This window comes from Psychrobacter sp. AOP5-GZ1-6 (genome assembly GCF_052376345.1).
GTDB lineage: Bacteria > Pseudomonadota > Gammaproteobacteria > Pseudomonadales > Moraxellaceae > Psychrobacter.
In genome coordinates this window covers 1-12,584 of the sequence record NZ_JBQSVP010000089.1, presented here as the reverse complement: position 1 = coordinate 12,584, position 12,584 = coordinate 1, and the positions used below count along the sequence as shown (strand labels likewise).

Sequence of the window (12,584 nt, the reverse complement as noted above, 5' to 3'; positions counted from 1 at the left end):
TATATTTTCTTTTATCGACATAACGACATGGATCAATGCTGCTTGGCTTGGCTATAGTTTGCTCGCAGTGTTAATAATAGTACTCGCCATATCGTCTCAACGTTGGCTACTGCTGTACCTATTTGGTGGTATGGCCTATTGGCTAGCCGTTGAAATCATCCACAGCTTGATATTGAGTCACTTTATGCTATCAGAATGGCACAGTTATATTATCGCCATGGGTATCAGTTGGTTGCCACTAGCAAGTTGGGTATTATATCGAGCATTACGTTACGATGATCTTAGCCAATCTGTGCAACTACAGCGTGAGCTAGAAGCATCTCGCTATATCGAGCACACGCCTGTTTATGATGATGACTATCAGCCACGCTTCCATTAGTACGCTCAATACCATATCAATCATACTGACGTCATCAATCATACTGACGTCATCGAATGTTACAAGATACTTAACACTCCCTACGTAACTCCTAAAGAATTAAATGCCATCAATCAGTTATAATCTAATTATATATTTGTCGCAAAAATTGTTATAAAGTACGCATTGTTTTGCGTCTCATTTTTTAGGAGTTCGATTATGTTTACTATTCCTGTGTTAGATATTAAGTCTGATCCTTTAGACGTATTGTTGGCGGTGATTGGTTACCGTTTGTCTATGCTCGCTGATAGCGATGATGAAAAAGTGAAAGCACTATTTGCTGACCGTAGTGTGACTATCGAATTTTCTAGCACTGAAGCTGATATCGCCCGTTACTTTGTCTTTGATAATGGCGACTTTAGCCAATATAGCGGTCATGCAAAATCGGCTGATTTGACCATCAACTTTAAAGATTCTATGACTGGTGTTAAGCTGTTGACTAAAGGCAACTTGCCAGCCTTTATGACAGCCGTTCAAGAAGGCAACTTGAGCATCGAAGGTGACTACAGCTTAATGATGTGGTTTAATAAACTTGCCAAACATATCGTTCCAGAAGTTCCAGAAGAGTGCAAACCATACCTTCAAAAAGCAAAGCCTTATGCTTACAAAGCACAGAATTTTGCCAATCACTGGATTGGTGTTGCCAAGCACAAACTGGGCAAATAACCAGATACCAACTATCAGATACAAATCATCAGAACACCGAATGGCAAACTGAACATCACATAGTTACTGTTAATCTGCTCTATTGTATTTAATATAAATACAATAGAGTGGCGCTCTGATTTTCTAAAAAGGTTACGGTATACTATATCGCAGACTTTTTTATTTTTTTAAAAAGACAAAAAATCGTTAGATTTACTTAATATCGTTATAAAAGGACTTATCTCATGGCAGGATTACTTAGCATCTCAGAACCTAATGCCAGTAGCCCCACTAGCTCAGTAGACAATCAAAATAACAGCAACAGTGACTTTTTGGCCAACCTAGCCACAGATGCTACTACAGCCAACCAAAAAACCACTCACAAACACACTCGTGCAGACATCGAAAAACTGTTTGATTTGCCTTTGATGGACTTGCTGCTACAAGCACAAACGATACATCGAGAGAACTTTAAAGCCAATGAAGTACAAATCAGCACCTTGTTGTCTATTAAAACAGGTAACTGCCCTGAAGATTGCGGCTACTGCTCACAGTCAGGTCACCATCGCGATACTACCAAACTCCAAGCCGAAAAACGCATAGAGGTAGACAAAGTCATTGCCGCTGCCAAACGTGCCAAAAACAGCGGCTCTTCACGTTTCTGCATGGGTGCAGCCTGGAAACATCCAAGCGCAAAAGATATGCCCTATGTTGTCGAGCTAATTAAAGAGGTCAAAGCATTAGGGCTTGAGACCTGCATGACGCTTGGTATGTTAGATACCAATCAAGCGACTCAATTGGCAGATGCTGGATTGGACTATTACAATCATAACCTAGACACCTCACGTAGTTATTATGAGCAAGTCGTCAGTACACGTAGCTATGACGAGCGCTTAGATACGATAGACAATGTCCGCAACTCAGGCATCAATGTCTGTAGTGGCAATATCGTCGGCATGGGTGAAAGCCGTGAAGACCGTATCGACTGGGTACATGAACTGCTCAAAATGCCAAAAGCGCCTGAGTCGATACCCGTTAACTTACTCGTACCTGTTGCAGGCACACCTATTGGTGACAAAGTATTGGCCGAGGGTCAGCTGTCTGTGCTTGAGTGGATTCGTACTATCGCTGTGGCGCGTATTTGCTGCCCGACCAGTTATGTACGTTTGTCTGCTGGTCGCGAGAGCCTGTCTGACTCTGAGCAGGCATTGGCCTTTATGGCGGGTGCAAACTCGTTCTTTTATGGTGATAAACTGCTGACTACGGGCAATGCCAGTCAATCAGGTGACGATAGACTCATGCGTGAGCTTGGTCTCACCAAGCAGTTTGCCGCACCAAGAGCACCCAAAGTATTGCCTGTAATGGATGCCATGAATGGTCATCAGACGCAAGTAGTGTTGGCAGATTAGTATAAATTACAAGCTGAGCAAGAGAGACTAAAATGGCAGATTATTTTAACTGGATTAAGGCGGCACACATTATCTCGATGGTGTGTTGGTTTGCGGCGATATTTTATTTACCGCGCCTGTTTGTCTATCATGCAATGAGCGATGATGCCATCAGCCAAGAGCGCTTTAGCATTATGGAGCGCAAGCTCTACCGCGGTATCATGACTCCATCGATGATAGCCACATGGATCTTCGGTCTATGGATGTTAGGGCTAGGCTGGGATGTTTACAAAACCCAAGGCTGGTTGCACATCAAACTGCTATTAGTCGTATTACTATCAGGCTATCATGGTGCTTGCGGCTTGTATCGTAAAAAGCTCATTGATAACCCACACTATAAATCACATAAGTTTTGGCGTTGGTTTAATGAAATACCCGTATTTGCCTTAATATTTATCGTTATTTTGGTCGTGGTAAAACCTTTCTAAAATTAGCAAAATGGTTGACACTCAACAATCAAAAGCGTCCATCACTAATATAAGTGACGGACGCTTTTTTATTAAGGTCGGTTGTATCTTAAGGGAGCCGGACTCTCATACTAGACACTAGGACGCATGATTTGATAGACATTACTTAAGTCATAAACGCGGTAACGGGCAGGTTCGCGGCGGTTTTCACCAGCATAGCTTAATATTAACGCTTGCTTCGCACGCTCATCGACCCAGCCGACAAACAACCCACTGTGCTCGACGTCATTATAACCATGGTTGATATAGTACAGCCAATCCCCAACCTCTATCTCGCCACTACTAGCATAAGGTCCTTGACCATAAATGCCTTTGTGAACCGTATCACGCGTCACCCCTGCCCGGTTAAATACCGCGTTTAAATAATCCCAGCAACCACCTTGGATAATAGTACGTTCATTAAGCGCCATCTTACGAGCGGTACTGACCACCTCACGCGCAGCAGGGCTGCTTTGCGTTTCTGCACTACTTAATAGCGGTAAATACTTACTATCGACATTGTCATAATTACCAGATAAAAACGCAGGTAACACCGTAGGCGCTTGATGCGATACGTCTGGATAGCGATAGGAAGTCGTTGATTGAGCTGATTTCTGAGCGATTAGCGCGCTCATACTATCTGCCTGAGCCTGACCTATCAAGCTAAAGGAAAACAATAGACTACATGACGCTGTCACCGACAACTTCAACATGGATATACGCAACATGACTGATTCCTTGTCTATAAGACATAAATAGGTAAGCGAAAATAATAGGCGCTTTTCAACCTTACTTATAAACTATTTATACGGAGCGTTGCAAGTATCGTTCAAGATATTAGTCAGCTAATTGACACCGTTTGGCAAGATTTAGCCATTGTTAATCCATTGGGATAATCATTGGTTGAATTGAAGACACGCCCTAAACACGGTATAAGAAACCTTGAGTTACTACTTACTATTAAAATTAAGTTGGGTTATTATTCTTCCAAATAAACAAAAACTTGGAAATCCTAATGTTCACCATTAAGACACCAATTGTCATTGGACTTTTGATAGCATCATCGATGACTTATGCCAATGATGAATGTATCAAGCCTCAGGTTGCCGATGCCATACAGGTAACCTGTTTAACAACAAGTAATATAGTAATTGCGACACTTGATGGTGCTTTGTGGGCGTTGGTAGACGCGAAAGGAGACGCACTAACAGACTATACGTTTGACCGAATGCGCTCTATAAATGATGATCTGATCGCTGTGGCCCATGCTGATAAGGTAGGTGCCATTACCACACAAGGTAAGCAAGTGTTGCCTATGATTTATGACAACCTTCAGTTTTATCCCAACCAATACTTTCGTCTTAGGCAAGGTGACAAATATGGTGTCGCTGATGCTTCAGGAAAAGTTGTATTGCCAGTAGCGTATGATTGGATCGATAGCCTAGATGATGATCAAAATCGAGTATTGATGGCAAAGCAGCAAAAAAAAGGCTTGATAGATAATGAAGGAAATATCATTTTGCCTGCAAAATATGACAGGTTATTTTGTTGTAATAATTCTAATTATGGAAAGGTCGCTATAGGCAATCGCTATGGACTAACCAGCGCTTCGGGAATGTTATTAACCCCAGTTGAATATCAAGATATTCAGATGTTTTCATACAACCCGACGGTTCTAAAGGTAAAAAAACAAGATAAATGGGGCTTGATGGATGCAACAGGTAAGGTTCTAAAGCCTTTTGAGTTTGATAGGCTACCTAGCTTCTATATAGATGAGACAGGACTTCAACAATTTAAGAAAGACGGCAAGTATGGCTTTATGAATAACAAAGGGACTGTCGTTCTATCTGCTAATTATGATGATATCGATACTTTCAATGAAGACACCTATGAATTGAGAAACGACAACCTCTATGGTCTTGCTGATGCAGCAGGTAAGATCATCACACCTGTCACATACGACTTCATTGGTTCGCGTGATGAACAAGGATTGATAGAGGTCGAAAAAAACCAAAAATTAGGCCTCATCAATATTCAAGGAAAAGTCGTATTAGCAGCAGAATACGACGAACTCGGCTCTCCATATAACGAATCAGGCGTCAGAGAGATCAAAAAAAATGATAAATATGGACTGATAGATCGTCAAGGAAATATCTTGATACAGCCTGAATATGAAGCACTCTTTTGCTGTTCTTCAAATGGCTTTGGCTTTATAGCAAAAGATGGCTATGAAGGTATTGTTGACCCATCTGGTGAAATATATTTATCTGAAGATTATACTTATCTAGGGATATTACCCAACGGACTATTGGTGGTCGAGCATAACGGTCTACAAGGCTTCGCCAACAAAGAGAAACAGCTAATAACGGCTATAGAGTATAAGGACATATCACTATTCAGTGATGGCTTATCAGCGGTCAAAAAAGAGGAGAAATGGGGTTATATTGATACCTCAGGAAAGCTCGTAATCCAAAACATCTATGACAAGGCAGAGGATTTCCATGATGGTGTCGCAGCTGTCAAAAAAGGCGACCAAACATGGTTTATTGATAAACGAGGCCGTAAGGTCTCACCTCCTCGATAAGATTAGCTACTCTAACTCTAGTGCCAGTCTTGGCTTTAAAGTTATAGATATGTACTAATCACTATTCATCTTGATATTCACATGACGCTTAGATAGCGCCTGCCCTTGCAAAATTGCTTTGGCAGCGGTGGCTTCTTGAACACTATCAAAACCACTAATATGGTATTTACAGCTATCACTAGCATCAACTATCTGTAGCTGCTCGCCAATGAGCTTTGCTGTATCGCCATCTGTCAAATGGATATGCTCGCGCTTACCATTATTGTCATGCACCAGCTCACCAGTACGCACCCATAATATGCCGCCACTAATGGTTCCTGCCATGGCTTTTTTTTGTTTTTGTCGTTGTCGGTTGAAAACAAAACTACCAACGATAAGTAATGCTAACGCACCAATAGCAAGGCGCTCAGACAAAAAACTCATTGCCATAGCGACTGCCACTGCCCCTATTAATAATGCAGAGCCAAACCAAAACATACCGTTGTCAGTCGTTTGCGATTGACTTTGCAAGGTGATTTTGGCGCCATCATCGGTCAGCTTTAGCATGCATTGTTACCTGTTGCGAGATTCTGCTTGGCAACAGATAGCGGGCTATCAAAAAACCGGCTATCTGTCAGAGAGTCGTTGTTGTATCAAAAAATCAGTACTACTGATAATAGCCTAAAGTCCGACTACCAACCTAATGCTGTTTGCTGCATCTTGACCAACTCAGCGATGCCTTTTTCGGCCAAAACGAGCATATCGTCTGCTTGTGCACGCGTGAATGGCTTTTCTTCAGCAGTTCCTTGCAGCTCGATGAACTCGCCTTTTTGAGTCATAACCACATTCAAGTCAGTATCACAGTTAGAATCTTCTTCGTAGTTCAAATCTAGGTACGCTTTTCCATCTTTCATACCGACAGACACAGCAGCGACCAAACCAATTAATGGATCTGCTTTAAGTTTTTTGGTTTTTTGAATGGTTTCTAATGCGTCAATAAGAGCGATAGCTGCACCTGTCACACTAGCAGTACGAGTGCCACCATCGGCTTGTAGTACATCACAGTCAAGATAAATGGTGTTTTCACCCAACTTACTCAGATCAATCATCGCACGTAGGCTACGACCAATCAGACGCTGAATTTCTTGAGTGCGACCTGATTGTTTACCGCGTGCTGCTTCACGCTGGTTACGGGTATTGGTCGCACGTGGCAACATACCATATTCAGCAGTAATCCAGCCTTTGCCTTTACCTTTCAACCAGCGTGGTACACCCGACTCGACACTAGCAGTACACAATACTTTGGTATCACCAAAACTTACTAACACTGAGCCTTCGGCATGCTTGGTATAATGGCGCTCAAAGCTAATAGAACGCAGTTGGTCAAGCTCACGGTTATCATTACGCATAAAAATTCCTAGTACGATATTTTAAAATCAGGGTTGAAAAATAAGCTTATCCTAACGTGACAGCGGCGCAATAGCAAGATTCGCTCAAGCTATTGCGCCGCTGATTTGGTAAAGTTTAGTGCCAAACTTATACCAATCCTTCCATCTTACGCAACTCTTTGCGCAATATTTTACCCACGTTTGATTTTGGTAATTCATCTACAAACTGAATGCTGCGTGGACGCTTATAACCAGTCAATTGCTTTTTGCCAAAATCAAGTAACTCCTGCTCTGTCACCTCGCCTTTTTTGACCACAAACAACTTTGGCTCTTCGCCACGGTTTTCGTTAGGTACACCAATAGCACCACACTCTACCACTGCTGGATGCTCACTCATGGCTTCTTCGATCTCATTTGGATAAACATTAAAGCCCGAGACCAAAATCATATCTTTTTTACGATCGACAATTTTGATAAAGCCTTTTTCATCCATAATTCCGATATCGCCAGTTTTTAGATAACCACTAGCCGTAAAGGTTTCAGCTGTTTCTTTTGGGCGGTTTTGGTAGCCAATCATTACCTGTGGACCTTTAACACAAATCTCCCCACGATCACCCAGTGCGACTACATTTTCATCGTCATCAATTAATACCACATCAGTACTAGAAGCTGGGATACCAATCTTGCCAGTGAATTCTGCAATAGTCATTGGATTAAACGCTACCACTGGTGATGTTTCAGACAGACCATAACCTTCAACAATAGGCAAGCCCGTAATTTTATGCCACTCTTTTGCCACGCTAGGCAATACAGACATACCACCACCGATAGACGCTTTTAGACTAGAAAAGTCTAGGTTTGCAAAGCTCTCTTTATGTACCAAACCGTTAAACAAGGTGTTTACTGCTGGAATAAAAGCGGGTTTATGTTTGCCCATTTCTTTAATAAGACCATCAAGATCACGCGGATTAGGAATCAATAAACCAGCATAACCTTGATACATACTGCACATACCACAGACCGTAAATGAGAACACGTGGTATAGCGGCAATGCCGTCAAGATAACATCGCTAGCATCAGCATCATCTTCAAATGCGCTGTCCATAAGCACGCCAACCTGTAGCATATTTGCTACTAAGTTACCATGAGACAGCATCGCACCCTTGGCGACACCGGTAGTACCACCGGTATATTGCAGCAATGCCACATCACTTAAATTCAAATCAGGGCGCTGGTATTTGCTGGCAGATACCGCATTTAATGCGTGTTTAAAACTCACACTATTTGGCAAGCTATAATGAGGAATCATTTTTTTGATATGGCGAGCCACGAGATTAACCACTGCCCCTTTGATCATTCCTAGCATATCACCAAGTTTACAGACGATGACGTGCTCAACCTGACCTTTGTCTTCCGCTTCTTGGTATGTCTTTGCAAAATTCTCTACGATGAATAGTGCTTTGGTACCACTATCATGTAACTGATGTGATAACTCGCGGCTAGTGTATAAAGGATTGATATTAACCAACACCATGCCTGCACGTATAATACCCAGAGCAACCACTGGATATTGCAAGAGATTGGGCATCATTACGCCAACCTTATCTCCCTTAACCAATCCCAATGACTGCAAATAGCTGGCAATTTGACGACTATATAGATCTAATTGCTTGAAGGTAATAGACGCGCCCATACAGATATAGGCAGTTTTTTGACCATAGCGGCTAAAATTACGCTCAAACACATCAAGTAAAGAGGTATTGTCATCTGGCATATCGATAGTAGCCGCGATACCATAGCGCTCATAAGTATCCAACCATGGGCTGTCGCTAGGTATTGTCGGCATGATAGGAAATGCACGGTCTTGATAATTGCTCGTCGCAGCTTTATCGTTTATGGTCTCTTTATTGATACTGTCGGTCATAATTTTTCCTAAATATTACCGTTAAAAATGTAGAATACTCTAGTGCGTGTCCTCATTCTAAAAACGGTGCAATAGCTCAGTTCAGCTGAACCGAAAAACACATTTACAATATGTATATTACAAGGTTTATAAAGCAAGTCAGACATCGTTTTGTCAATATATATCACAATACTTTAGTAAGCGCTTTCGCTAAACACTATATCAGTTTTGTCAAATTTTCTCTATTAATACTAGCGACCTCATAAAGAGGTAAATTTAAGCAAAAAAATGACAAGAAAGCATATACGCAATCTTATCATTTTAAGTTATAAAGGCATCTGGTATCACGATACTTATGAGCATCTAACCTGTGTAGACACTCATCACTCATTGTCTAATATTGAGCGCCAGTTAATTAACCGTGGTTCTTTTCTTCCAGTACACGTAGATCTTTACGTAGAATTTTGCCCACATTAGATTTTGGTAACTCATCAATAAACTCAACGTGGCGAGGACGTTTGTAGCCTGTTAAGTGCTCTTTCGCGTATTCAATAACTTCTTCAGTCGTTAGACTAGGATCATTACGTACGACATAAATTTTAGGCGTTTCGCCGCTTTTTTCATCATTGATACCAATAACACCACATTCTAGAATTTTAGGATGACCTGCCATGACCTCTTCGACTTCGTTAGGATAGACGTTAAACCCAGACACCAAAATCATGTCTTTTTTGCGGTCAACGATAGTAACGTAGCCGTTTTCAGCCATGATACCAATATCACCAGTGCGGAAAAACCCATCTGCTGTCATGACCTCAGCCGTCGCATCTTCACGGTTCCAATAGCCTTTCATAACCTGTGGACCACGAACACTGATCTCGCCGCGCTCACCAAGTGCTACTTCATTACCTGTATCATCTAAGATGGCCACATCAGTCGCTGGCATAGGTACACCAATGGTGCCTGTAAATGTTTTACTATTACTTGGATTCGAGGTTGCCACTGGTGCCGTCTCAGACAATCCATAACCTTGAATGATGATATTACCCGTCACTTGGCGCCATTTTTCGGCAGTTGGGCTCAGTACTGCCATGCCACCGCCCATCGACTGACGCAGCTTGCTATGATCCATCGCGATAAATTCTTCATTATTGGCAAGCGCATTAAACAACGTATTGACCGCTGGGAAGAAAGCTGGTGGATTGGCTTTGTATGCTTTTAATAAGCTATCAAGATCACGTGGGTTTGGCACTAGCAGCACCACACAACCGCGATATAGGCCAAACATACCGCAGACAGTAAATGAGAAGATATGATACATCGGCAATGCCGTCATGATGACAGGCTGCTCACCTCTTTGATCAAAATCGTCAAAATTGGTACCCAAAAAGGTATTGGATTGAATTAAATTTGCTACTAAGTTTTTGTGCGTCAGCATCGCACCTTTTGCGACACCTGTCGTACCACCGGTATATTGTAAGACAGCGATGTCATCAAGCGTGATATTGGTTGGGCGCTTATATTTGCTAGCCGTGCTATGACTGAGCGCGCTTTTAAAGCTGATACTATTGCTAATATTATAGGCGGGCACCATTTTTTTGACATGGCGGACAACCGTATTGACCATAAAGCCTTTGAGCGTCCCCATCAAATCGCCCATACCAGTAATCACGACCTTATCGACCACATCACGGCCGATGTCTTGATAGGTTTTGGCAAAGTTTTCGACCATAATCAGCACTTTAGCATCTGAGTCGGTCAGTTGATGCTCAAGCTCTCTGGTGGTATATAATGGATTGACATTGACTAAGGTAAACCCTGCTCGTAGTACTGCAATGACAGAGACGGGCAGTTGCAAAATGTTGGGCATCATCACCGCAACCTTGTCACCTTTGACCAGTCCTAATGACTGTAGATATGCCGCCATTTGACGGCTATATAAATCTACTTCCTTAAAGCTTAATGACGAACCCATGCAGATATAGGCAGTCTTGTCGCTGTTTTGTGTAAAACTCTGCTCAAAAATATCGATCAGTGAGGTATTATCAGCTGGTAAGTTAATCTCGTAATCTAGCCCAAGTTCTTCATAGGTTTTTAGCCAAACCTTATCATCACGACGGATTAAGCTTCCTTGATTTTCCATAATCTTTTTCTCCTAGTAATAATACACTACCGTCAGCGCATTCGAATCACAGTGTGATAGCTATACGAAAAGTCAGACCTGCGCTACCATCATGGTAATAAACAAGTCTGGGACGTAATCATATGACGCTAAACAAACAATATAGTGGTAAATAGTCCTTTATTTATTAACATACACACTTTGTACAGACTACTCAATATAAAAGATTGCTGCGTGAGTTCGTAAACAAGCTTGACGCAAAATAAGTAATTTAATATCAAATACTTAATGACGAAAACCCATGAGTTTTTAGCAACTTACAGCAAAGCATTTATCTGTATCGACCCTATAGTTTGTTGCTAATTTATTACTTCGTACCGTCAAGTGCATCTGCCAATTCCGTTAAGATCACAAAGTTACGGCGAGTACCGTCTGAATCGCTGCTTGGCTGATGGGTAATACTACTTGTTGCTAACTTACTACTGTCATTGTATTGCCACTCATTAATATACTCACTCTGGGTTAAGCGTTGACCAAAACCTGCCACCGAGATCGCAAACTGGGTATCAGTGTTGGCTTTGTCTAAAGAACGACTGGCATTATTAATTGGCTGACTAATAAGTATGGAGCTTCCGCCTGTTGGTGCTTTATAACGAATTTTTAGAAAGCCAAGCTCATTGGCTTTCTGATTGCTGGTTACGTTAGTAGTAGTGGTAGTGCTGTCAGCATAACGACGCTCACTGTATATGCCTTTTTGTCCTTTGGGAGTGATTTCAAATAATGCGATAACTGCTTTGCCTGCGCCTAACTCGCCGGCATCGACTTTATCATTGTTAAAATCTTGCTCATTAAGGACTCGATTTTCATAACCAATCAAGCGCCATTCACTCACAACATCAGGATTGAACTCAACTTGGACTTTTACATCTTTAGCGACAGTGTTAAATGTTGCGGCTAACTCATCCCCAAAGACTTTTTTTGCTTCAGTGAGACTGTCAATATAACTGTAATTACCATTACCGTTATCCGCCATCTGCTCCATCATGTAGTCATTGAGATTACCCCGACCGAAGCCAACGGTGGACAAAGAGATACCACGATCGCGACTGGCTTTGACCAAATCCAACATCTCATCGACATCATTAATACCGACATTAAAATCACCATCCGTCAGCATCATAATTCGATTAATACCGTTCTTTTTTAGTCCTTGTTCAGCTTGTCTGTAGGCCAATTTAAGAGCATCTTCCCCATTAGTTGATCCTGATGCATTTAACCCATCAATCGCAGCCAATATCTTTGCTTTTTGATCACCACTGGTCGCAGGCAGTGCCACACTAGTACTACCTGAATAGGTCACGATACTGATACTGTCTTGAGCGCGCATTTGCTCTGTTAATAGTTTAAGCGAAGACTGTGCCAATGCCAGCTTGTCTCGAGAAGACATAGAGCCTGAGACATCTACTAGGAATACGAGATTAGCAGGTGGTATAGACTGCTTATCCGATTTTTTTGACCAACTGTTATCAACAGCCTTGATACCCACTTTGACGATTTTGTTATCTTGATCCGCTTTATCCCATGGTGAATCAACCACTTCAGTTGCAACGACAAACGGTGCATTGGCAATACGTTCACCATCATCGAACTG

Annotated in this window: 11 protein-coding genes; 5 read left to right on the top strand and 6 right to left on the bottom strand. The window is 41.9% G+C overall.

Features of this window, described 5'->3' with window-relative positions; genetic code table 11:
* Nucleotide 1: 1 nt before the first annotated feature.
* The 4 genes from aciT (at nucleotide 2) to hemJ (ending at nucleotide 2,939) form a co-directional block, all read left to right on the top strand.
* Nucleotides 2–379: an AciT family ciprofloxacin tolerance protein gene (gene aciT / locus ACT3RN_RS11050; protein WP_192519919.1), complete on the top strand. Its 378-nt coding sequence runs from the start codon at nucleotides 2–4 to the stop codon at nucleotides 377–379.
* A 198-nt stretch (nucleotides 380–577) separates the two neighbouring features.
* Nucleotides 578–1,084, top strand: a complete 507-nt coding sequence (locus ACT3RN_RS11045) for an SCP2 sterol-binding domain-containing protein (protein ID WP_192519909.1) — start codon at nucleotides 578–580, stop codon at nucleotides 1,082–1,084.
* A gap of 224 nt (nucleotides 1,085–1,308) precedes the next feature.
* A complete protein-coding gene (bioB, locus tag ACT3RN_RS11040) occupies nucleotides 1,309–2,472 on the top strand; it encodes a biotin synthase BioB (protein WP_192519910.1) in 1,164 nt (387 codons plus the stop codon).
* Between the two features lie 32 nt (nucleotides 2,473–2,504).
* The gene (hemJ, locus tag ACT3RN_RS11035) at nucleotides 2,505–2,939 is read left to right on the top strand and encodes a protoporphyrinogen oxidase HemJ (RefSeq protein WP_192519911.1); all 435 of its coding nucleotides are present in this window, start codon (nucleotides 2,505–2,507) and stop codon (nucleotides 2,937–2,939) included.
* A gap of 110 nt (nucleotides 2,940–3,049) precedes the next feature.
* On the opposite strand, the gene ACT3RN_RS11030 is transcribed toward hemJ, so the two are convergent.
* A complete protein-coding gene (locus tag ACT3RN_RS11030; RefSeq protein WP_192519912.1) occupies nucleotides 3,050–3,685 on the bottom strand; it encodes a hypothetical protein in 636 nt (211 codons plus the stop codon).
* A gap of 287 nt (nucleotides 3,686–3,972) precedes the next feature.
* Here ACT3RN_RS11030 and ACT3RN_RS11025 point away from each other — a divergent pair, with 287 nt between their 5' ends.
* Nucleotides 3,973–5,541 (top strand): WG repeat-containing protein, encoded by a 1,569-nt coding sequence (locus ACT3RN_RS11025; protein ID WP_192519913.1) that lies wholly within the window; start codon nucleotides 3,973–3,975, stop codon nucleotides 5,539–5,541.
* A 54-nt stretch (nucleotides 5,542–5,595) separates the two neighbouring features.
* On the opposite strand, the gene ACT3RN_RS11020 is transcribed toward ACT3RN_RS11025, so the two are convergent.
* From ACT3RN_RS11020 to ACT3RN_RS11000, 5 genes are all read right to left on the bottom strand, one after another.
* Nucleotides 5,596–6,087 (bottom strand): hypothetical protein, encoded by a 492-nt coding sequence (locus tag ACT3RN_RS11020; RefSeq protein ID WP_192519914.1) that lies wholly within the window; start codon nucleotides 6,085–6,087, stop codon nucleotides 5,596–5,598.
* A 125-nt stretch (nucleotides 6,088–6,212) separates the two neighbouring features.
* Nucleotides 6,213–6,929, bottom strand: coding sequence for a ribonuclease PH (gene rph, locus ACT3RN_RS11015; protein ID WP_192519915.1), 717 nt, complete (start codon nucleotides 6,927–6,929; stop codon nucleotides 6,213–6,215).
* Nucleotides 6,930–7,056: 127 nt separating this feature from the next.
* Complete coding sequence (locus ACT3RN_RS11010; protein ID WP_192519916.1) at nucleotides 7,057–8,832, bottom strand: AMP-binding protein; 1,776 nt, start codon at nucleotides 8,830–8,832, stop codon at nucleotides 7,057–7,059.
* 394 nt (nucleotides 8,833–9,226) lie between these two features.
* Nucleotides 9,227–10,954: an AMP-binding protein gene (locus ACT3RN_RS11005; RefSeq protein WP_192519917.1), complete on the bottom strand. Its 1,728-nt coding sequence runs from the start codon at nucleotides 10,952–10,954 to the stop codon at nucleotides 9,227–9,229.
* A gap of 346 nt (nucleotides 10,955–11,300) precedes the next feature.
* Nucleotides 11,301–12,584: vWA domain-containing protein (locus ACT3RN_RS11000; protein WP_444518632.1), on the bottom strand; the 1,284-nt coding region annotated here is incomplete at its 5' end.